The organism is Aquamicrobium lusatiense, from assembly GCF_014201615.1.
GTDB classification, from domain to species: domain Bacteria; phylum Pseudomonadota; class Alphaproteobacteria; order Rhizobiales; family Rhizobiaceae; genus Mesorhizobium; species Mesorhizobium lusatiense.
The window spans coordinates 2,343,200-2,364,819 of the sequence record NZ_JACHEU010000001.1 but is presented as its reverse complement, the minus strand read 5'-3'; the positions used below and the strand labels follow the sequence as shown (position 1 = coordinate 2,364,819).

Here is a 21,620-nt window from a genome sequence, read left to right as displayed (position 1 = left end):
CAATATCAAAAAGTCGCATAAGATAGATTATGGAACTATTCTGGTAATCTAATGGGAGATTTGCGCCTTGATCGGAGCCCGGGGGTTATCGTGTGATTCCCAGATGCACACGTACAGAATGGGTGTGTATCGCGGATCAGGCCGGCTGGATTGGAAATTCCAGCACCAAGCCGTCATAGGCCGGCTGAACATTGTCCGGCGTTTCAGCCAGAACCGTCTCGTAATCCAGCGGTATGTGCATATGGGTCAGAACGGCTTGCTTGGGCTTCAGCCGGTCGATCCATTCCAGTGCCTCGCCGAGCGAAAAATGGCTGGGATGACGGCGGTATTGCAAGGCGTCGACGATCAGCAGTTCAAGGCCGTTCAGGCGCAATGCCGTAGTTTCCGGAATACCGCTGACGTCGGGACAATAGGCAATGTTTTCAACACGGAAGCCGAGCGAGGTTATGTCGCCATGCACTTGCGGCAGCGGCTCGAAGGTGAGGGCACCGCCCTCTCCTTCCACAGTGACCGTCCGGTCATGATCGATGCCGCGCGCCCAAAGGATCGGCGGATATGAGCTGCCGGGCGGCGTTTCAAAGCAATAGCCGAAAGCCTCGCGCAGGCGCACCATGGTCGCTGCGTCGGCATAGATGTCGATGAGGCGCTTCTGCTCGAGCACATAGCCACGCAGATCGTCTATGCCATGGATATGGTCGGCATGGGCATGCGTATAAAGCACGGCATCGATATGGCCGACTTTCGCCATCAGCATCTGGGCGCGGAAATCCGGGCCGGTGTCGATCACCACCGTGGTGCGGCGCCCGTCGGCCCTGATGCGCTCGAACATGGCGGAGGCGCGCATGCGTCGGTTTTTCGGGTTGGCGGGATCGCAGGCGCCCCAGTCACCGGTGATGCGCGGCACGCCGGGCGACGAGCCGCACCCCAGGATGGTGACGCGCAGCCGGTCGCTCACGCCTCTATCGCCACTTCATCGGGTCGAGACATCTTACTGAAAAGACGAAAGAAGTTTTCCGTGGTCAGCCTTGCCACCTGTTGGGCATCGACGCCGATGGTTTCGGCCAGAACCGCTGCAGTATGCACCACGAACGCAGGCTCGTTGCGCTTGCCGCGATGTGGAACCGGGGCGAGGTAAGGCGCATCCGTCTCCACCAGCAAGCGCTCATGCGGCACGGCAGCCGCGATGTCGCGAATGTCCTGAGAGTTCCGGAATGTCAGAATGCCGGAAAAGGAGACATATCCACCAAGCGCAACGCCGACCTCTGCCAGCCGCTTTCCGGAAGAGAAGCAATGCAGGACGAAGGGGAAAGCCCCCTTCCCCATCTCCTCTTCCAGAATGGCCGCTACGTCATCATCGGCAGAACGGGCATGGATGACCAGCGGCAAGCCGGTTTCGCGTGCGGCTGCGATGTGATTGCGGAGGCACGCGGCCTGAAGCTGCGGCGTGGCATAGTCGTAATGATAGTCAAGACCCGACTCGCCGATGGCGACCACCTTGGGATGACTGCTGAGCCCGATCAGGTCTTCCGCAGAAACAACGGGTTCCTGCGCCACGCTGTTCGGATGCGTGCCGACTGAACAATAGACCTCATCATACGCCTCAGCGACTTCAAGGATGCGGTCAAACTTCTGCACCTGAGTCGAAATCGTCACCATGCGGCCAACGCCGGCTTCGCGGGCACGGGCGATGATTGCATCCCGCTCCTCGGCGAAATCCGGGAAATCGAGATGGCAGTGACTGTCGACCAGCATCAGGCGGCAGGCTCCTGCTCCACATAGCGTGGGAACACGGGCTGCGGCGCCGGCAGCGGCGTGCCGGGCACCAGAGCGTCGAGCGTGTCGACATGTCCGAAACCGCGCTGATCCTCGCCGACGGCCAGAAGATCGAGCAGTTTGGCGGCGGAACCGGGAATGAAAGGCTGGCACAGAATGCCGACGCGCCGGATGATCTCGGCCGTCGTCCACAGCACCGTTTCCATGCGCGCCGGATCGGTCTTCTTCAGCGCCCAGGGCTCCTGCCCCGCGAAATAGCGGTTGGCTTCCGCCACCACGCCGAAGATCGCTGCCAGCGCCTGATGGATGGCCTGTTCGGCCATGGTCCTGCGCGCGGTCGCCAGCGCGTCCACCGCCTGTGCCAGAATGGCCTTGTCAGCCTCCGCCAGTTCGCCACGCGCCGGCACCACGCCGCCGCAGTTCTTGGCGATCATGGACAGCGAGCGCTGCGCGAGATTGCCGAGATCGTTGGCGAGATCGGCATTGGTGCGGTTGACGATCGCGTCATGGCTGTAGCTGCCGTCCTGCCCGAACGGCACTTCGCGCAGGAAGAAATAGCGAACCTGATCGAGGCCGTAATGCTCCACCATGGTGAAGGGATCGATGACGTTGCCGAGCGACTTCGACATCTTTTCACCGCGGTTGAACAGGAAGCCGTGGCCGAAAACCCGCTTCGGAAGCTCGATGCCGGCCGAAATCAGGAAGGCCGGCCAGTAGATGGCGTGGAAGCGCACAATGTCCTTGCCGATGATGTGCGCGTCGGCAGGCCAGAATTTCCATTTCGCTTCATTTTCATCAGGATAGCCAAGCGAGGTGATGTAATTCGTGAGCGCATCCACCCACACATACATCACGTGCTTTTCGTCGCCCGGCACCGGAACGCCCCAGTCGAATGTGGTGCGGGAGATGGACAGGTCCTTCAGGCCCGAGCGAACAAAGCTTGCCACTTCGTTGCGGCGCTCGGCCGGTCCGATAAAATCGGGACGGCTTTCATAAAGCTCCAGCAGCTTGTCCTGATAGGCGGACAGGCGGAAGAAATAGCTTTCCTCCTCGACCCATTCCACCGGCGTGCCCTGCGGTCCGTAGCGCACGCCATCTTCGCGCACTTCGGTTTCCTCTTCGCCGTAATAGGCTTCATCGCGCACCGAATACCAGCCGGCATAGCCGCCCTTGTAGATGTCGCCCCGGTCGGCCATAGCCTTCCAGATCGCCTGCGAGGCCTTGTAGTGGCGCTCCTCGGTGGTGCGGATGAAATCGTCGTTGGAGGCATTCAGCGCCACGGCCATGCGCTGGAACGCGGCGGCATTTCGGTCCGCCAGTTCACGCGGCGAAATGCCTTCCTTCTTGGCCGTCTGCAGCATCTTGATGCCGTGTTCGTCCGTCCCGGTGAGGAAGAAGACGTCCTTGCCGTCGCAGCGCTGGAACCGCGCAAGCGCATCCGTGGCGATCAGCTCATAGGCATGGCCGATATGCGGCTTGCCGTTAGGATAGGAAATGGCAGTGGTGATGTAGAAACTATCGCGCGACATGAAGGGACCGTCTTGAAGTCTGCAAAGGAAGAATGTGCGGTGGATATAGCATCGGAACGGCGATTGCCATCCCGCGGCAAGGCAGAGCTTCACATTCGAAATGCAGAGTTCAGGCGATCAATCATCGAAAGCGCGTGCTGCTTCTTGTCGAGGTTATAGGTTTCCATCTCGATTATCGCATTGCGTGCGTCCTGCCAAGCATCGGTGAGCGATTTGGCGCGGGCGAGGTTTCCGCCAAGGGCGGCCTGCCGCGCTTCCCCGGAAAGCAGATCGAGCGCGTGACGGTTGAATATGTCAAAGGGCACCGCCCCGTCGCGGCCTGCGACCACATCGGCCAGCCGGTGTGCGCTCCCTACCTCATAGCGCGGCGAATGCACCAGATCGTCGAGGGCCTGCGCTATTTCCAGCCCGCCATATTGGGCGAGCATGATGGCATTGCGTACGCTGCCCCCTGCCCGCTCCGCAACCTCGCTCCCTGCGGAAGACTGCCCCACGGTTTCCAGAACGCTGGTAAGCTGGAGAGGCTCCAGCGGCGACAGGCGCACCACCTGACAGCGGGACCGAATTGTCGGCAGAAGCGAGCCAGGCGCATGCACGATGAGGATGAAAAGCGTGCGCGCCGGCGGTTCCTCAAGGTTTTTCAGAAGAGCGTTGGCCGCATTGGCGTTCATGTCGTCGGCCGGATCGACGATGACCACGCGGTAGCCGCCATCATGCGAGGTCAGGGACAGGAAGCTTCCGACCTTGCGAATCTCGTCCACGGTGACGACCGATTTATAGGCCTTGGTGCGCTCATTGAGCGGCCGCGTGAGATGCAGGACCGAAGGATGCGCGCCCTGCGCGATCTGCCGGAACAGCGGCGAAGCGGGATCCGGCACCGCAAGCTGTGCCGGGGCTTCCTGATGGCGCGGATATTTCAGCAGATGGTGGGCAAGGTGAAAGGCCAGCGTTGCCTTACCTATCCCGACCGGGCCGACAAACATCAGCGCATGGGGCAACTTGCCCGAGCGATAGGCATTGACCAGCATGCCGGAGGCCTCTTCATGGCCGACCAGCACAGGCGTTTCCGCTGGTTCAGGCACGCCTTCCAGAGTGTCATGCTGCTCGGGTGCCAGACGCTCGAACATCATGGCACCTCTTCGCGCTTCTTGCCGTTCGCGAGCGCGCGCGTCTCCAGCCTTCCGAACACGGCTTCCGTCACCGCATCGTCAACCTCGTCGGGAGAGGATGCGGCATCGATCACCACGCAGCGGTCGGGCTCCGCCTCGGCGATGGAGAGGAAGGCCTCCCGCCGCTGCCTGTGCATCTCGATGGTTTCCTTCTCGAAACGGTCCGGCGCATCGCCGCTGGAGCGCCGCGCATCGGCGCGCCTGAGGCCCTCAATCGGATCGATGTCGAAGATGATCGTCATGTCGGGCATCATGCCGTTCACGGTGACCTTTTCCAGCGTCTCCATGAAATCGGGAGGCAGCCCGCCCGTCACGCCCTGATAGACACGCGACGAATCGACAAACCGATCGCATAAGACAATCGCGCCGCGTTCGATTGCCGGCCTGATCAGTTGCTCGACATGATCGGAACGGGCAGCGGCAAAAAGCATCGCCTCCATTCTGGGGCCCAATGCCTCGGCCGCGCCAGAAAGAATGACGTGGCGCACCGCCTCGGCTCCGGATGAACCGCCCGGCTCGCGCGTGACCACGACATCATACTTCTTGGCGCGCAGCTTGCTGGCAAGCCGCTCGATCTGGGTGGACTTTCCGGCGCCCTCCCCGCCTTCGAAGCTTATGAAGAATCCCTGACGCACTGGCTGATGTTTCGTTCCGTTGTCGCGACAAGCCTTTCGCTTATCAGCGCAGCCAGCCTATGGCCAGTTCCTTGAGCGCATCGAAGGCGCGGTTGTGGAGTTTGCCGACCTCGACCGTCTCCGCTGCCTGCAACGGCACTTCCTGGCTCAGCGTGTCGCCTATCCATATGCGCAGCGAACCAACCGCCTGCCCCTGCTCCACCGGCGCCCGAAGTGGCCCCTGATAGACGATCCGCGCCGTCAGCTTGTCGCGATTGGCGACAGGCAGAAGCAGATCGACCGGCCCTGTTGCGGTAAGCGCGACACCGCCCTTGCTGCCACCATAGACCTGCGCGGTTCCCACCGTTTCATTCGCAGCGAAAATTTCGGTTTTCTCGAAGGAGCGCAGTCCCCATTCCAGAAGCTTGCGCGATTCTTCCGCACGCTCGCGATCTGAAGAGAGGCCGGCAAGTGCCGCAATCACGCGCCGGCCGTTCTGCGATAGCGCGCCGACAATGGCAAAACCGTTCTGCTCGCTGGCGCCCACGGCCAGTCCCTCTGCGCCGATATCCATCGCCAGCAACGGGTTGCGGTTGCGCTGGTTGATCTTGTTCCAGGTGAAATCGGTTTCCGAAAACAGCCGGTAAAGATCCGGGTAGGTCTGCTGGAGGTGACGGGCAAGCAGCGCCAGTTCGCGCACCGTGGTCATCTGGCCATCCGCTGGCAGTCCCGTCGCATTGACGAACACGGACTTTTGCAGGCCGATCTTGCGGGCGCGCTCCGTCATCTGGAGGGCAAAGCCGCTTTCCGATCCGGCGACGCCCTCGGCAATGATGATGCAGCCGTCATTGGCTGCCTGCACCGCAATGCCGCGCATGAGGTCCTCAAGGCGAATGCTGGACCTGACAGCAGCGAACATGGTGGAGGTGCGCGAGGGTGCGCCGCCGGTGCGCCATGCATTCTCGCTGACCACGAATGTGTCATCCAGCTTCAGCCGGCCGGATTTCACAGCGTCGAAGGCCATCTCCAGCGTCATCAACTTGGCCAGAGAAGCCGGCTGAATAGTGGCGTCGGCATCCTTGGCGAAGAGCACGCTCCCCGTTTCGCCATCGATCATGAAGGCTTGTGCGGCCTTCGTTTCGAACAGCTGCGCGAAAGCGCCGGCGGCGGAAAGCCACAGGCAGGCCAGGGCCGTCAGGGCAATGAACGGAACGCGCAAAAAAAATGACATTAAGACGCCTGCCCGTAAGGAATGAACTTCAGGCTATCAGGCCGCAGGCTGGCAGATCAACAGCCGTGCATGCGCTTCGATTGCGGCCGTCGCCATCAGTTGCGCACGACGAGGGCATCGGGCGCGCCATTTTCCCATGCTGCCTGCAGGATGGCGTCGAGGTCCGCATGACCGTCAGCGTAAATCTCCAGCGCATGCCATTCGGCTCCCTCGCCTTCTGTGCGCTTGATGACCACCTTGCCCAAACCGGACAGACGCCGCGCGACGCGACGTGCCTCTGCTTCACTATGGTAGGCGCCGGCTGCAATGTAATCGCCCGCTACATTCTGTGTCGGATTGGCGCGCTTCCACGAGTCCACGACAGCCCGCGGCGTCATCGCACCGCGATCGACCGCGGAAAAGGCCTCAGTGGCAGATTGAATGCGTTCGTCCGCGTAGGAAAGCGATGCAAGCGCGAAGGGCGAATCCGCAGGCATGCCGCTGTCCGGGCGTATCGGGACGATTGGCCCGTATTCCGGCAAGCTTCCGTCACCGAAGGCAAATGCCTGCTGCGCATCGGAACTCCGGCCGGGGAACGGCACGCCCCGTGAAGCGGCACCCATGCTCGGGGTCGAGCCGTTCATGGCAATCATCACGCCTGTCGGCAGGCCAACCGATGGATCGGGGGCACCATTTCCGGGCTGATAAGAAGCCATCAGATAAGGTTCGTCGTCGCCATTCAACGGCGCCCGCCCCACATACTCAACCTTGACGTTGGCCGTGCCCGCAGTGCGGTAGCCCAGCATATCGGCCGCGCGCTTCGACAGGTCGATGATGCGGTTGCCGTGATAAGGACCGCGGTCATTGACGCGGACGATCATGGAACTGCCATTGGCCACATTGGTGACCCTGGCATAACTCGGGAGCGGCATTGTCGGATGAGCGGCGGTCAGATGCTCGGTGTCGTAAACCTCGCCATTCGCAGTCAGCCGCCCGTGAAAGGCGTCGCCATACCAGGAAGCAGCCCCGGTTTTCGAGTATTTCGGGTCTTCCTTGGGATGATACCATTTGCCGGCCACCTGATAAGGCTTGCCAACCTGATCGCGGCCACCGCCGCGCCTGATCTTCGAACCCTGCGCCACACGCGGGCTGGCCTTAACGCCATATTTGGATTCGGGGAAATATTCCTTTGAACGCGGCTTGGTCTGCTGCTTTGGCTGTGGAGTTCCGCATGCTGCAAGAGCAATGGCCGAAACCGCAAAGGACATGATGGTAAGGGTGCGGCGAAATCCCCTGCGCGTCACGACCTGCATGTAACACAACCCCCTGACCGACAACAAAGAAGGGCACAGAAAAGAGATCGCTCGCTGCTCGCGCCGATCCCGAGCACGGTTTCCTGCTTGTGCTCATAGTTATTTGCGCAGGAATTTCTTAGCGGCGTATTAACCGATTGTGGCGGCAACCGGGCATCTTTGTGTTGGCGAAGGGAAGCAGCTGATCCTCAGACAATCTCGCGCAGGAGATCGGCGACCTTTGCATTCACGGCTCATCCGCGGAGTGCGAAGTCTCACGGGCGACAGTCCGGCTGACCCATCCTGTCGTTGAGCATGGTCCAAGAGGTTTAGTAGAGAGGCTCCTGAAACAGCAGTTGCTCACCATCCATCAGCGCCTTTACCTGCGATTTCCCGGCGTTTGAAACGGCGACACGCACAGCAAAGGGGCGGCTGCCCATGTCCCGCTCGATAGCGCGCCCCTCGCCCTCGGGCAGATAAAAGCGCTCAATGCCATAGGTGACACGAACCTCTCCCTGCATATGAACGCGGTTCAGCGCAGGTATCTGCCCCTCGATGTCCACTTCATCGGCGCCAGCAGGTGTTGGAGGTGGTCTCACCCATGCATTTACAGCTTCCCAGTATCCGTCCTGCGCCTTGCGCAGGCGCACGACGATGGTGGTGCGCGTTGCAAGCTCTTCGTCAAGCTCATCGATATCCGCAACCATCGAAAGCGGAATGCGCGAGATGCCGTAACTGAGGATCACATAGTCGCCGCGCAAAAGATCGCGCGGATCGACCGGCTCGACTTTCAGGAGCACCTCGCGGCCATCCCGCAGCACAGCAGCGCGGTCCACGATCATCCAGCCCAGAAATATGATCTGCACAAGCGCCAGCGCAATGGAGGCGAATATCAGCTTTCTGCCACTGGTCATGCCCGGCCCCCATCCGTCCGGGTCTGCCCCATCCGCTTTTCAAGCCTGAGGATGATTACGGCGAGCAGCCCCAGCAGCACGGCGGCGAACAGGAAGAAGCCGGCGGTGCCCAGCATGGTACCCATTGTGACCCCATATATCAGGCACAGTTCGAGAGCGAAGGCGAGATAGGCAATCCAGCGGAGTCCACGGCTGGTCCTCCCCTGCAGAACGATCGCTGCGACGATGCCAGCCAGCGTCACCGCAGCGGCAACGGCGAAAGTGTCCTCGCCTTCAAGCTCGATCTGAAGCAGAGCCATTGCGACCAGAAAGCCGATCAGTGCGTGAACGGGTAAACGCCCCCCGAGACGCACAATATTGTCCACCTCGCGCGGCGCGACATGTGCGACGGCAAACAAACCAGCCGAAACGCAGGCCATGACAAAGCCGTTCTCGACGATGTTTCCGTCCACCACCAGCCAGCTCGCATAGGCGATGACCGACAGCAAAATGAGGTGGCGAGCCGTCCCGCTTTGCGTCCAGTAGGAAATGGCGAACAGAACCGCTGCAACCGGCAGAAACAGATGCGGCGTGGCGACATGGGAGAAGCTGAACAGGCCGCCCGTCAGCAAACCAGCAAGCCACGCATCAATAATGCCGACTGCGGCAACGGTAAGCGGACCGGAGCGCAGGACGATGGCCGCCAGGGCCGTTGCCGCGCACCAGGTCAGCATAGCGGCGGATTCATCGCCGGAAATATGATACATCTGGCCGATAAGGGCGAGGGAGCCGCCGAAGGCTGCAGCCGCGACGATCCACAGCGCCTCGCCGATTACCCCGTGCCCCCTGCTTCTAAAGATGGCGCCTCCCACATAGCCGCCGGCTATCACGGAAAACAGCGCGCCGACGCGCAGCAATCTGGGAAAGGCTTCCCAGTTGGCGGCAACGAAGATGAGGATTGCCGCACCAAGGAGCAGCGCCGCCATCATCGCAAGGACAGTTCCCGACCCGAAGCCCTGGCGGTCACGGCTCTCGGCGTCGGCAAGCAGTTTTCCGGCCGTTCCGGTATCGATCAGCCCATTCGAGACCCAGCGCTCAACATCCTGTCGCAGCCGCACGACATAGCGCGCCATATGCTTTTTCCATTAAAAGAGTGGGATTACCAAGCATGCATTCCAAAGCGTTGTTCGAACGTGCTTTTTCGAATTTGACCTTTTTATGTCGGACCCGTGAAGGAGCAAAGATATTGCATTGCACAAATTGCATTGCTGCCATGCGCCATCCGCTCTTTCAAAGCAGGACGGGTCATCCTATCTAGGCTGTGTACCAAGACGAACGAACCCGCAAGAACAATAAAGAGAATGACCATGAACCTGATCCGCAATTACCGCAACTGGCGCCGCTATCGTGAAACGGTTTCCGAGCTGAGCCGCCTGAGCAACCGTGAACTGACCGATCTCGGCATCAGCCGCAGCGACATCCACTTCGTCGCCCGCAAGTCGGTCTGATTTCTTCGGGGTGAGCACCTCACCCCGAAAAAGTTTCTGGGAATACGGCGATGAGGCTGATCCAAAACTTTCGCAGATGGCGCGCATGCCGCAGCGCTGTGATTGAACTGGGTCGACTTTCCAATCGCCAGCTTGAAGACCTTGGCATAGCGCGTCACGAACTGGCGTATCTGAGCCGAAAGGTGTTCTGAAACGGAATTTCGTCGAAGCGACCTCCTCCCCGCTTCGACGGATAAGGTCAGCCCTCCTCCTCCCAATAAGGCTGACCACCCTAACGGCGCCCGCCGGACCTCCTCCCCCGGCGGGCGTTGTTAAGAATTCAGCTCTTCAAAGAGCAACAAGTTTCGTCGAAGCCTACCTCCTCCCGGGCGACGACGATTGGTCGATCTCCTCCTCCTCCCTTGATCGACCACCCTAACGACACCCGCCGGACCTCCTCCCCCGGCGGGTGTTGTCGTTTGTGGGCCACCCCTCCCCGAACATTGCATTCCACGCTGCAACGGATTAAGTGCGCGGCATGACAATCAAGCCCATTCACATCATCGGCGGCGGTCTCGCCGGATCGGAAGCAGCATGGCAGGTGGCGCAGGCAGGCGTGCCGGTCATACTCCACGAAATGCGTCCGGTTCGCGGCACGGACGCGCACAAGACCGACGGGTTGGCCGAGCTGGTCTGTTCCAATTCATTTCGCTCCGACGATGCCGCAACCAACGCGGTCGGGCTTCTTCATGCCGAAATGCGGCTGGCCGGATCGCTCATCATGCAATCGGGCGACGCCAATCAGGTGCCGGCGGGTGGCGCGCTCGCCGTCGATCGCGACGGCTTCTCGCAGGCCGTGACGGCAAAGCTGGAAGCACACCCGATCATCACCATCGCGCGGGAAGAAATGACTGCATTGCCACCCGAAGACTGGGATCAGGCAATCATCGCCACCGGTCCGCTGACGTCAGCCGAACTCGCGGCTGCCATTGCCGAAAAGACCGGCGCCGATGCGCTGGCATTCTTCGATGCCATTGCCCCGATCATCCATTTCGAAACCATCGACATGAACGTGGCATGGTTCCAGTCACGATATGACAAGGTCGGTCCCGGCGGCACGGGTAAGGATTACATCAACTGCCCGATGGACAAGGCGCAATATGACGCCTTCATCGAAGCGCTGATTGCCGGCGGCAAGACAGAATTCAAGCAGTGGGAAGGCACGCCCTATTTCGACGGCTGCCTGCCGATCGAGGTGATGGCCGAGCGCGGCCCTGAAACCCTGCGCCACGGCCCGATGAAGCCGATGGGGCTGACCAATGCACATAATCCGACGATCAAGCCCTATGCAGTCGTGCAGTTGCGGCAGGACAATGCGCTTGGCACGCTCTACAATATGGTCGGCTTCCAGACGAAGCTGAAACATGGCGAGCAGGTGCGCATTTTCCGCACGATTCCCGGGCTGGAGAATGCGGAATTCGCGCGTCTGGGCGGGCTGCACCGCAACACCTACATCAACTCTCCCGAGTTGCTGGACGACACGTTACAGCTCAGGGCCCGACCCGGCCTGCGGTTTGCGGGACAGATCACCGGTTGCGAGGGTTATGTGGAAAGCGCTGCCATCGGCCTGCTTGCAGGTCGGTTTGCCGCTGCTGCACGTCTTGGCCGCTCGCTTTCCGTACCGCCCGTTACAACTGCATTTGGCGCGCTTCTCAATCATATCACCGGCGGACACATCCTGTCGGATGATGAACCCGGCAAACGTTCCTTCCAGCCTATGAACATCAATTTCGGGCTGTTCCCCCCGGCGGAGGTGCCGAAGGTGGAGGGCAAGCGTTTGCGCGGCAAGGAAAAGACCATTGCCAAAAAGCAGGCAATGTCGGCACGTGCCTTGCAGGATTGCGCCGCATGGCTTGAGACGGTCAAAGCTTCCGCGGCCGCTGAATAGCGCACAAAAAGGCGTCGCGTTATGCAGAATCAGGCAGCGCGCCTGATATCGCTTGGTTTTCGCCTGCCGTTGGCTCCAAAATAGTCGCCACTTTCGGTGGCGTGACTACCGCCATCCTCTCATCGCATGGCGCCACAGCAACCAGTGGCGTCGCAGATGCGAGAGCGAAACTCGCCCTTCCAGCACGGCGACCTCCCTGCCTTCCATGCGCTGCAGCAGGCAGGCGGTCAGAGCAAGCGGCAGAAAGGCAGGCCGCAGTGAGACAGGAAGCGAGACCGCGCCTTTCCGGAAAGCAAGCAGGTGCTCACGCGCCAGCGCGACCATCGCCGCGACGGCACCCGCAGCACTTTCCCGATCTTCCCCTTTGATGAACTCCGTGGCCGATGTGCCCACGGCGCCCAGAATATCCGCCGGAATGAAGCATTGCCCCCGCGCCCTGTGCTTCGGCAGCAGCAGAAGCAGGCCCGTTATCGCCTGCGCGCACCCGGCATGGCCTGCCAGTTCGCTAAAGCCGGGCGCCTTCTGAGCATCCAGAATGATGGATGAAAGCTGGATCAGTGCCGATGCAGTCTCCCCGCAATAGCCTTCCAGATCCGTGCGGGAGGGCATGGGATCGTCATAGAGATCGAATATCCGTGCCTCGAGGTAATTCTCGAATGCATCAATCGGAAGATTGTATGTGCTGATCACAGCGCGCAGGGCATCTGCTACGGGCTGACCCGTTTCCGGGCTGCCTGCGGGAGCGCCAAGAGCATCACGCCACCACTGCAGGCGCACTTCACCAGGCAAAGCCTCTCGAATGCGATCCCGCACACCCGCCACCTCTGCATTGAAGGCGTAAAGCGCCATCAGCGCATCGCGTTTCTCCGGCGGGGCATAAAGTGCAGCCAGATAACGGTCGTGGTCGGCCTCTCTTACGGCCTCTGTCACCAGTGGATGGGCGGTATCCATGGCTGTCAGTCGACAGCGATAAAGGCAGCGCCAACTGCACGATTATCCGCAAGCAGCACATTGTAGGTGCGCACGGCCGCTCCGGTCGACATCGGGTCCGAGGCTATTCCGGCCTGTTTGAGCGCTTCCCGCAAAGGCTTGGGCAAAGGCCGCAGATCGGGTCCCATCCCAACCAGAAAAACTTCCACATCGGCAGCTTCAGATAGCAGTCGATCGAAGTCTGCGACCGTCAGGCTTAGGGGATCAGCCGGCTCCCACCCGTAAATACCGGATGGGAGGCATAGGATCGAGCCTTTGTGCGACATGTCGGCAAAGCGGAAACCGCCATTGCCGTACGCCTCGATGGGGGCGCGGCCGGGGAAATGCGCCTTGCGCATGACGATACCCTGTCCCATCGGTTCTCACCGCTGCTCAAAGGATTCAGCCACGCCCGTCATTCACGCCCCTGACGCCGGCGCAGGAGCCGAGCCTGCGCCCTTCTTGGTGCCCTCTTCCTTCTCGAACATTTCCGGCCGGAGCTTGAACAGGATCAGCATGGGGCCGGCAATGAACACCGACGAGTAGCTGCCGACAAACACGCCGATGATGATCGCGAACACGAAGGAGGAAATGACCTCGCCACCGTAGAAATAGAGCGCAAGGAGCGCCAGCAGCACCGTCAGGCCGGTCAGCAGCGTTCGTGACAGCGTGTGGTTCAGAGCCAGATTGATGATCTGCTCGATCGGCATCTTCTTGTACTTCCGCAACATCTCGCGGATGCGGTCGTAGATGACGACGGTGTCATTGATGGAGTAGCCGACCACGGTGAGGATCGCCGCAATGGATGACAGGTTGAACTCCAGTCCGAAGAAGACATAGATGCCCACGATCACGATCACGTCATGTGCCGTGGACACCACCGCGCCAACGCCGAATTGCCACTCGAACCGGAACCAGATGTAGATCAGCAACGCCAGCATCGAAGCGAGAATACCCAGAGTGCCTGTGCGCGCCAGTTCGCTGGAAACGGTTGGACCCACGGTCTCGACACGCCGGAAGTCGTAATCGTCAAGGAACTCGCCCTTGATTTTCTCGACCGCAGACTGCTCGGCATTGTCCCCGGCATCCTGCGCGGCGACGCGAACCATCAGTTCGCCCTGATCTCCGAATTCCTGAACCTGAACGTCACCCAGATTGAGCTGCTCCAGGCGCGAACGGACATCCGCCGCATCGGCCTGATGCGACTTTGCCTGTATCTCGATGACCGAGCCACCCTTGAAGTCGACGCCGTAGTTGAAGTCCTTGACGAACATCATGCCGATGATGGCGAGGGAAAGAACGCCGGAAATAGCAAATGCCCAGTTGCGCAACTTCATGAAAGGCAAGGACGGCTCCAGAGGCAGGTAATGCACCAGCCCCTTCGGATATTCGGTCGGCTTGGAACGCTTGATCCAGAACGCAACCATCCAGCGCGTCAGCGTGAAGGCCGTGAACACAGTGGTGATGATGCCGATGCCGAGTGTGACGGCAAAGCCGCGAACCGGGCCGGTGCCGACATAGAACAGGATGACGGCGACGATGAAAGTGGTCAGGTTGGCATCGACAACAGTTGCAAGCGCCTGCTTGAAGCCCTGATCGAACGACTGGACAATGGATTTTCCATACGCCCTCTCCTCGCGCACACGCTCGAAGATGATGATATTGGAATCGACGGCCATGCCCATTGTCAGCACGATACCCGCGATACCCGGCAGCGTAAGCGTCGAGCCAAGCAGCGTCAGGATGGCGATCATCATGGCGACGGTGGCCGCCAGCGCCAGATTGGCGATGAGACCGAGCTTGCCGTAGACCAGCAGCATGCAGACGATGACAAGAACGGCGCCAACGGCCGAGGCGAACTTGCCGGCGTTGATGGAGTCCGCACCGAGGCTCGGACCGACCGTGCGCTCCTCCACGATCGTCAGCGTCGCAGGCAGTGCGCCGGCGCGCAGAAGAACGGCCAGATCGTTGGCGGTCTGTGGTGTGAAGGAACCCGAAATCTGCCCCGAACCACCAAGGATCGGCTCGTTGATGCGCGGAGCCGAAATCACCTGATTGTCGAGGATAATGGCGAACAGCTTGCCGGTATTCTGCTGTGTGGCCTGACCGAAGCGCGACGCGCCCTTCGAATCGAAGCGGAAAGACACCACCGGCTCATTGGTCCGCTGGTCGAAGGTCGCCTGTGCATCGACGAGGTTTTCGCCGGAAACGATAACACGGTTTTCGATGAGGTAAGGAACCGGCGGATCGTCGCGCGAGAACAGCACGGTCGACCCGGCAGGCGGACGGCCTTCCATGGCTTCCTGAACCGGAACGCTCTGATCGACCATCTGGAATGTCAGCTTGGCCGTCTGGCCCAGAATGTCCTTGAGGCGCTCAGGGTCCTGAAGTCCGGGAACCTGAACCAGAATGCGGTCGTCACCCTGACGCTGAACGATTGGCTCGGTCGTGCCCAGTTCGTTGACACGGCGGCCAACCACCTCGATCGACTGGTTGAGTGCCGTCGCCGTACGGTACTGAATGCCGGAATCGGTCATGGTGAAGCGAAGCAGGCCGGGCTCCGGCTCGTCCATCGACATTTCCGTCACGCTTCCGGAGCCAAACAGGCCGGAAGAAACCGGGGTGGTCAGCGACTTCAGCGCTTCCTTCGCTGCCGGTACCTGCCCGGCATCGCGAATGCGCACCTGCACCACCTTGCTGGTGCCCGACAACCCCGTGTAGCCGATGCGGGCATCGCGAAGCTGCGTCCTGATTTCATCACGCGCACTTTCGAGCTGCGCCTTGATCAGGTCGTTCGTATCGATCTTGAGCAGGATGTGCGAACCACCCTGCAGATCAAGCCCGAGTGTCATCTGCCGAGTTGGAAACCAGTTCGGCAGCGAAGACAGCATAGACTGCGGATAGATGTTGGGTAGCGAAAACAGCACGCCCAGCAGGACGACGGCCCAGATCGAAAACGTCTTCCAGCGCGAAAAATAAAGCATCTGTCGAAAACCTGTTGGCGTGCCCGTGGGCCATGTGATGAGGGCCATCGGCCCCCATTACGGTTATTTCTTGGCGTTCTGGTTCGCGACCGGCTCGCCCTTGACGCGAACGTCAGCAATGGTCGAACGCAGCGCCGTCACTTTCATGCCGCCGAGGTCGATTTCCAGCTCATTGTCGTCGATGACCTTGGTCACCTTACCGATGAAGCCACCGCCGGTGACAACGGTATCGCCCCGACGAATGGCCTGCAGCATCTCGCCACGCTTCTTCATCTGAGCGCGCTGCGGGCGGATGATCAGAAAGTACATTACCACGAAAATAAGAACGAAAGGCAATATGCTGATGAACATATCGGGTGCGCCGCCTGTGGCCTGCGCATATGCCGGGGTCACGAACATGAATAACTCCTGGATAAAAAGGAAAGCCGTATTCCGGCCAGAAAATCCGGCCGGAATATAGTCGCTCAAGCAGCCATTGCAACCGCGCTGCGCGCCCAATCCCGCGCTTTTCGCGCCAACCGACCCATGATACAGCCTTCTCAAACCCATCGATAGCAGAAGAAATACGCCAGCCATGACCGACACTCCACTCGATGCCCTGAACAGCAAGCTCGATCGCCTGATTGAAGCCGTCAGCCGTCTGGCTCCCGCAGAGGTCCCGAAAAGCGACATCGATGCCGCCGATTGCTTCGTGTGGCAGGCAGAACTGTCGTTTCTGGAGCCGGTTCACAGCGTGAACAGGGTGGACATCGACCTCATCAAGGGAGTCGACCGGGTGCGCGACATTCTGGTGGACAATACCGAACGCTTTGCAACCGGCCTGCCGGCCAACAATGTGCTCCTGTGGGGCGCACGCGGCATGGGAAAATCATCGCTGGTCAAGGCGGCGCACGCTACGGTCAACGCATCCGGCAAAGCCCCTTCGCCGCTCAAGCTCATCGAGATTCATCGCGAAGACATAGACACGCTGCCAAAACTGATGAGCCTGTTAAAGGCAGCGCCGCACCGCTTCATCCTGTTCTGTGACGACCTGTCGTTCGACCATGACGACACGTCCTACAAATCTCTCAAAGCAGCACTGGAAGGCGGCGTCGAGGGGCGACCGAACAATGTCATCTTCTACGCCACGTCCAACCGTCGCCATCTGCTGCCCCGCGACATGATCGACAATGAGCGCTCGACGGCCATCAATCCGTCCGAAGCGATCGAAGAAAAAGTTTCCCTCTCCGACCGATTCGGATTGTGGCTCGGTTTTCACAAATGCTCGCAGGATGATTATCTGGCTATGGTGGACGGCTATGCCAGCCACTACGGGCTGGATGCCGACAAGGACTCGCTGCGCGCGGAGGCACTTGAATGGGCAACCACCCGAGGAAGCCGCTCCGGGCGCGTGGCGTGGCAGTTCATTCAGGACCTGGCAGGCCGGATCGGCAAGCCTCTGTCGAAGATCTGATCCTGTCGCGGCATTCACGCCGCAACTGCGTGAATGCTGACGCAATCACTGTTTCGCAAATGCGCTTTCCAAAGACGAAAAACCCGCCCCATCTCAGGGGCGGGTGAAGTGGCGGGGCAGACTGGAGGTCAGGAAGACCCGCCAACAGTTCCTGTTGCCTATTCCAGATAGGTTGACGGATCGACCGGGGCCGAATTCTTGCGGATCTCGAAGTGCAGCTTCGGCGCATTCGCATTGCCGCTCATGCCCGAAAGCGCGATCTGCTCGCCCCGCTTGACGGTCTGGCCGCGCTTGACGTTCAGCTCGCTGGCATTGCCATAGACAGTCACGAGGCCGTTATCGTGGCGCACCAGAACCGTGTTGCCGAACTCCTTGAGACCGTCGCCGGCGTATATCACAACACCGTTCTCTGCCGCCTTCACAGGGGTGCCCTTCGGAACGGAAATATCGATACCGTCTCCGCCAGGTCCGCCAAAGCCCGAAATCACCCGCCCCTTGACCGGCCAGCGCATCTTGCCGATTCCGGTGGAATCAGGAGCTTGCGCACCATCGTCCTGAACCTGATCGAGCGCCTTCGTTGCCTGTTTGGGCGGTGTGTAGGAAGCGACCTTCTCGCTCGCGGTCTGCTGCGGAGCGGGCGGCGTCGAGGCGGTCTTTACCGGATCGACATTGGCCGGGGTCTTCACCGCAGCGACAGCCGTGGTTGCGGCGGCTGTCGCACCCGGCACCTTCAGGCTCTGACCGATACGAATATTGCCATCAGCAAGGCCGTTCGCCTGCTGCAGGGCAGCGACGCTGACGCCGGTCTTGCGCGATATTGCCGAAAGCGTATCGCCCTGCTGAACCGTGTAGGCTCCTGCTGCGGCAGCGACTGCCGGTGCGGGCTTGGCCGGGCTGGCCGGCTGCGGCACTGCCGCGACCTGCTGGGGCTGGGAAACCGGCTGGGTAGTGCGGTCGGCAAGACGCTGCGCTTCCTGCCCTGCCGTCTGGAACGGCTTGTTGGAAGGAACCGGCACCTGCTTCTGCGCCACGGAAGCGGTCGTGGTCGTATCGAGGCGGGGCGCGGCCGCAACCTGCGCCGGAGCAGCGGGAACTGCGGCCGGAGCCGGAGCCTGTGCTACTGCGGCGGGCTGCGACGGCGGTGGCAGCGAAGAACGCCCGACCGATCCGGAACCGTAGCCGCCGCCTGTATAGACGGGCTGTTGTGCTGCAACATCGCCCGGATATGGCTGGGAAACATTGCCATACCCGCCAACATTGGCCCGAGGTGTGGATGCGGTGGTTATCCCGTCAAGACCATCGGTAAACCGCATGGCACCCGAACTGCAACCCGACACGACGGCGACGACCAAGAACATGGCGCATCCGCGCGCCAGATTGCGCCTTTTTGCCTTCAAAATGCTGAATTGCATGACACTGACCCGCGCTGACCCGGAACGAACTGGGTACGATTAAAGCGCGTTAATGTTACTGGTCGGTTAAGCCATTCAATTCAGCGTAAAATTTTCCTAAAAAACGCTGATCAGATGACCGAGGCAATTCCGGGGATAAGCGGCTGGAGACGCACCACGCCGATGTCTTCGCGCTCGAAGCGGCTGCCCACCTTGGTGAGTTTGGCGACGAGCTGCTCGCCTTCCGCCGGCCCGACCGGCGCTATGACAAGTCCGCCGCTCGACAATTGTTCAAGCAGGAAACGCGGGATGCTCTCGAACGCAGCCCACACCACGATGCGGTCGAAAGGCCCTTCATTGTGGAGACCGTTGGAACCGTCGGCATGGCGCACGATGACGTTGGAAATGCCCAGCGCGTCGAAACGCTGCCGCGCCTGCTCGGCCAGCGTCTTGTAGCGTTCGACTGTAATGATGCGGCCGGCCAGCCTTGACATCACGGCTGCCGTGTAGCCCGAGCCGGTGCCGATCTCCATGATCCGCATCCCGGGCTCCAGCCCCATGGCCGCGATGATGGCTGCCTGAATGTCCGCGCCTTCGATTGCCTCGCCGCACTCGATCGGCAACATGCGTTCCGACCAGGCGACATTGCTGAACTGGGGAGCCAGAAAGCCACGGCGAGGTGTGGCTTCTATCGCGGCAATCAGAGCTTTCGGGACTGTTCCCTTGCCACGCAGGCGAAGCAGGAAGGCTGCGAACCCTTCGCGATCCTCATCTGTCATGCAAGCGCCTTGGTCAGCTGATCGCGGATTTCATATGCGGTGAAATCGAGCTGCAGCGGAGTGACCGAAACATAATCATTCTCGATGGCGTGAATATCGGTGCCGGTCTTGCCGTTGCTTTCGCCCCTGCCGAACCGCATCCAGTAATAAGGGAGCCCCCGGCCATCGCGGCGCTCGTCGATCCACAGGCGGTGGACGACCTTGCCCTGCGATGTCACCTGCGTACCCTTCACATCCTGCGCGGCACATTTTGGGAAGTTGATGTTGATGAGCACACCTTCCTGATGCGGCATCGCCAGCAGCTTCTTCAAAAGATCCGGAGCCAGTGCCTCGGCGGTCTCATATGGCACGACGCGCTCCTCGCCATCATGCGTGTAGGACTGGCTGAGCGCGATCGAGCGAATGCCGAGAAGGGTTCCCTCCATCGCACCGGCCACCGTTCCTGAATAGGTCACGTCATCGGCGATGTTGGAGCCGGAATTGATGCCTGACAGAACAAGATCGGGAAGGCCCGGCAGCACCTTGCGCGCGCCCATGATCACGCAATCGGTGGGGGTGCCGCGCACGGCGAACCGCTTCTCGCCGATCTTACGCAGGCGCAGCGGTTCCGAAATCGACAGCGAGTGTGCATAGCCGGACTGGTCGTTTTCAGGTGCCACCACCCACACATCGTCCGAAAGGGTGCGGGCGACGCGTTCCAGTGACTGAAGACCCTCGGCGTGGATACCGTCGTCGTTCGTAAGCAGAATACGCATCTATCTCACTTCTATCTTTTCGAGGCCGCCCATATAGGGCCGCAGAACGTCAGGGACAGTGATCGAGCCATCCTCGTTCTGGTAATTTTCCATGACAGCGATAAGCGCACGGCCCACCGCCACCCCCGAACCGTTGAGCGTATGGATAAAGAGGTTGCCCTTGCCATCCTTGTCCTTGTAGCGGGCGTTCATGCGGCGCGCCTGAAAGTCCCCGCAGACGGAGCAGGACGAAATTTCGCGATAGGTCTTCTGCCCTGGCAGCCACACCTCGATGTCGTGCGTGCGGCGTGCGCCAAAGCCCATATCGCCGGTGCACAGAACCACGGTGCGGAACGGCAGGTCGAGGCGCTTGAGCACATCCTCGGCGCAGGCCGTCATGCGCTCATGTTCCTCGATCGAGCTGTCGGCATCGGTGATCGACACCATCTCGACCTTGTAGAACTGGTGCTGGCGCAACATACCGCGGGTGTCACGCCCGGCCGACCCGGCTTCTGAACGGAAGCAGGGCGTTAGCGAGGTGAAACGCAGCGGCAGCTTTTCGTGCGCCGTGATCTCCTCGCGCACCAGATTGGTGAGCGGCACCTCGGAGGTGGGAATGAGGCCGAGCCTGCCATCGCCATGCGGCACGAAAAACAGGTCTTCCTCGAACTTCGGCAGGTTACCGGTACCGAACAGCGCGTCATCGCGCACCAGCAGTGGCACCTGAACCTCTGTGTAGCCGTGCTCGGTGGTGTGAAGATCCAGCATGAACTGGCCAAGCGCACGCTCCAGCCGCGCAAGCTGGCCCCTCAGCACGGTGAAGCGCGAACCGGAAAGGCGCGCGGCGCACTCGAAATCCATCATGCCGAGCCCTTCGCCGATGTCGAAATGCTCGCGCGTCCAGTTCGCAGGCACCGGCACCTTGCCGACCTTGCGCAACTCGACATTGTCGTTCTCGTCCTTGCCGACCGGCACATTGTCCAGCGGCAGGTTCGGGATCACCGCCAGTGCATCGTTGAGCGCCTTGTCGAGACGGCGCTCCTCCGCCTCGCCATCCTGAATGAAGGACTTGATGTCCCCCACCTCGGCCTTCAGCTTTTCGGCCAGATCCATGTCCTTTGCGGCCATGGCCTTGCCGATCTCCTTCGAGGCGGCGTTGCGGCGTTCCTGCGCCTGCTGCAGCTTCAGCACATGAGCGCGGCGCGCCTCGTCACCGGCAACGATCTCATCGACCGTCGACTGCGCATCCGCCTGCGACCAGGAGCGCTTCTTCAGCGCTTCAACCAGAGCGTTGGGGTTCTCGCGAATCCACTTGATGTCAAGCATGGCAGGCCGTTCCTTGGTGAAGTGTCATCGCCTAAACCGCATCCGGAGACGTTTCAAGCTTGGGACCTG

Annotated in this window: 21 protein-coding genes; 4 read left to right on the top strand and 17 right to left on the bottom strand. The window is 60.7% G+C overall.

Translation table 11 applies throughout. The features are described from left to right. Nucleotides 1-136 precede the first annotated feature (136 nt). The 9 genes from HNR59_RS11375 to HNR59_RS11335 form a co-directional block, all read right to left on the bottom strand. Nucleotides 137-955, bottom strand: a complete 819-nt coding sequence (locus HNR59_RS11375) for an MBL fold metallo-hydrolase (RefSeq protein ID WP_183830025.1) — start codon at nucleotides 953-955, stop codon at nucleotides 137-139. Continuing rightward, entirely contained in the window at nucleotides 952-1,752 is an 801-nt protein-coding gene (locus HNR59_RS11370; RefSeq protein WP_183830023.1) for a TatD family hydrolase, read from the bottom strand. Before HNR59_RS11370 ends, HNR59_RS11375 begins: the two co-directional genes overlap by 4 nt. After that, nucleotides 1,752-3,302 (bottom strand): methionine--tRNA ligase, encoded by a 1,551-nt coding sequence (metG, locus tag HNR59_RS11365; protein ID WP_183830021.1) that lies wholly within the window; start codon nucleotides 3,300-3,302, stop codon nucleotides 1,752-1,754. Before metG ends, HNR59_RS11370 begins: the two co-directional genes overlap by 1 nt. An 89-nt stretch (nucleotides 3,303-3,391) precedes the next feature. Next, on the bottom strand, nucleotides 3,392-4,432 hold the full coding sequence (locus HNR59_RS11360; RefSeq protein WP_183830019.1) for a DNA polymerase III subunit delta': 1,041 nt from the start codon (nucleotides 4,430-4,432) through the stop codon (nucleotides 3,392-3,394). Next, entirely contained in the window at nucleotides 4,429-5,106 is a 678-nt protein-coding gene (gene tmk, locus HNR59_RS11355) for a dTMP kinase (RefSeq protein ID WP_183830017.1), read from the bottom strand. Before tmk ends, HNR59_RS11360 begins: the two co-directional genes overlap by 4 nt. Before the next feature lie 43 nt (nucleotides 5,107-5,149). After that, on the bottom strand, nucleotides 5,150-6,316 hold the full coding sequence (locus tag HNR59_RS11350; protein WP_183830015.1) for a D-alanyl-D-alanine carboxypeptidase family protein: 1,167 nt from the start codon (nucleotides 6,314-6,316) through the stop codon (nucleotides 5,150-5,152). A 95-nt stretch (nucleotides 6,317-6,411) separates the two neighbouring features. Next, nucleotides 6,412-7,608 carry a septal ring lytic transglycosylase RlpA family protein gene (locus HNR59_RS11345; RefSeq protein WP_183830013.1) on the bottom strand — a complete coding sequence of 399 codons (1,197 nt, stop codon included), beginning with the start codon at nucleotides 7,606-7,608 and terminating at the stop codon, nucleotides 6,412-6,414. 308 nt (nucleotides 7,609-7,916) lie between these two features. Further along, nucleotides 7,917-8,501 (bottom strand): GDYXXLXY domain-containing protein, encoded by a 585-nt coding sequence (locus HNR59_RS11340; protein ID WP_183830011.1) that lies wholly within the window; start codon nucleotides 8,499-8,501, stop codon nucleotides 7,917-7,919. Continuing rightward, the gene (locus HNR59_RS11335; protein WP_183830009.1) at nucleotides 8,498-9,613 is read right to left on the bottom strand and encodes a DUF2157 domain-containing protein; all 1,116 of its coding nucleotides are present in this window, start codon (nucleotides 9,611-9,613) and stop codon (nucleotides 8,498-8,500) included. Before HNR59_RS11335 ends, HNR59_RS11340 begins: the two co-directional genes overlap by 4 nt. A gap of 234 nt (nucleotides 9,614-9,847) precedes the next feature. Between HNR59_RS11335 and HNR59_RS11330 the strand changes: the two genes are divergently transcribed. From HNR59_RS11330 to trmFO, 3 genes are all read left to right on the top strand, one after another. Beyond that, on the top strand, nucleotides 9,848-9,988 hold the full coding sequence (locus tag HNR59_RS11330) for a DUF1127 domain-containing protein (RefSeq protein WP_183830007.1): 141 nt from the start codon (nucleotides 9,848-9,850) through the stop codon (nucleotides 9,986-9,988). Between the two features lie 50 nt (nucleotides 9,989-10,038). Next, a complete protein-coding gene (locus HNR59_RS11325) occupies nucleotides 10,039-10,179 on the top strand; it encodes a DUF1127 domain-containing protein (protein WP_183830005.1) in 141 nt (46 codons plus the stop codon). A 326-nt stretch (nucleotides 10,180-10,505) separates the two neighbouring features. Then, nucleotides 10,506-11,915: a methylenetetrahydrofolate--tRNA-(uracil(54)-C(5))-methyltransferase (FADH(2)-oxidizing) TrmFO gene (gene trmFO, locus HNR59_RS11320; protein WP_183830003.1), complete on the top strand. Its 1,410-nt coding sequence runs from the start codon at nucleotides 10,506-10,508 to the stop codon at nucleotides 11,913-11,915. A gap of 105 nt (nucleotides 11,916-12,020) precedes the next feature. On the opposite strand, the gene HNR59_RS11315 is transcribed toward trmFO, so the two are convergent. The 4 genes from HNR59_RS11315 to yajC form a co-directional block, all read right to left on the bottom strand. Then, the gene (locus HNR59_RS11315; RefSeq protein WP_183830001.1) at nucleotides 12,021-12,866 is read right to left on the bottom strand and encodes a phytoene/squalene synthase family protein; all 846 of its coding nucleotides are present in this window, start codon (nucleotides 12,864-12,866) and stop codon (nucleotides 12,021-12,023) included. Between the two features lie 5 nt (nucleotides 12,867-12,871). Beyond that, nucleotides 12,872-13,261: an Mth938-like domain-containing protein gene (locus HNR59_RS11310; RefSeq protein WP_183829999.1), complete on the bottom strand. Its 390-nt coding sequence runs from the start codon at nucleotides 13,259-13,261 to the stop codon at nucleotides 12,872-12,874. Between the two features lie 42 nt (nucleotides 13,262-13,303). Continuing rightward, nucleotides 13,304-15,868 carry a protein translocase subunit SecDF gene (gene secDF / locus HNR59_RS11305; protein WP_183829996.1) on the bottom strand — a complete coding sequence of 855 codons (2,565 nt, stop codon included), beginning with the start codon at nucleotides 15,866-15,868 and terminating at the stop codon, nucleotides 13,304-13,306. Nucleotides 15,869-15,931: 63 nt separating this feature from the next. Continuing rightward, the gene (gene yajC, locus HNR59_RS11300) at nucleotides 15,932-16,267 is read right to left on the bottom strand and encodes a preprotein translocase subunit YajC (RefSeq protein WP_183831546.1); all 336 of its coding nucleotides are present in this window, start codon (nucleotides 16,265-16,267) and stop codon (nucleotides 15,932-15,934) included. Nucleotides 16,268-16,442: 175 nt separating this feature from the next. Here yajC and HNR59_RS11295 point away from each other — a divergent pair, with 175 nt between their 5' ends. Further along, nucleotides 16,443-17,321 (top strand): ATP-binding protein, encoded by an 879-nt coding sequence (locus HNR59_RS11295; protein ID WP_183829994.1) that lies wholly within the window; start codon nucleotides 16,443-16,445, stop codon nucleotides 17,319-17,321. Between the two features lie 158 nt (nucleotides 17,322-17,479). Here HNR59_RS11295 and HNR59_RS11290 read toward each other — a convergent pair whose 3' ends face one another. The 4 genes from HNR59_RS11290 to serS all read right to left on the bottom strand — a co-directional run bounded on the left by HNR59_RS11290 (nucleotide 17,480) and on the right by serS (nucleotide 21,551). Continuing rightward, entirely contained in the window at nucleotides 17,480-18,679 is a 1,200-nt protein-coding gene (locus tag HNR59_RS11290) for a peptidoglycan DD-metalloendopeptidase family protein (RefSeq protein WP_425488645.1), read from the bottom strand. A 164-nt stretch (nucleotides 18,680-18,843) separates the two neighbouring features. Further along, entirely contained in the window at nucleotides 18,844-19,491 is a 648-nt protein-coding gene (locus HNR59_RS11285) for a protein-L-isoaspartate(D-aspartate) O-methyltransferase (protein WP_183829988.1), read from the bottom strand. Then, nucleotides 19,488-20,246, bottom strand: a complete 759-nt coding sequence (gene surE / locus HNR59_RS11280; RefSeq protein ID WP_183829985.1) for a 5'/3'-nucleotidase SurE — start codon at nucleotides 20,244-20,246, stop codon at nucleotides 19,488-19,490. The genes HNR59_RS11285 and surE overlap by 4 nt, the downstream gene beginning before the upstream one ends. After that, the gene (gene serS, locus HNR59_RS11275) at nucleotides 20,247-21,551 is read right to left on the bottom strand and encodes a serine--tRNA ligase (protein ID WP_183829982.1); all 1,305 of its coding nucleotides are present in this window, start codon (nucleotides 21,549-21,551) and stop codon (nucleotides 20,247-20,249) included. Between the last annotated feature and the right edge of the window lie 69 nt (nucleotides 21,552-21,620).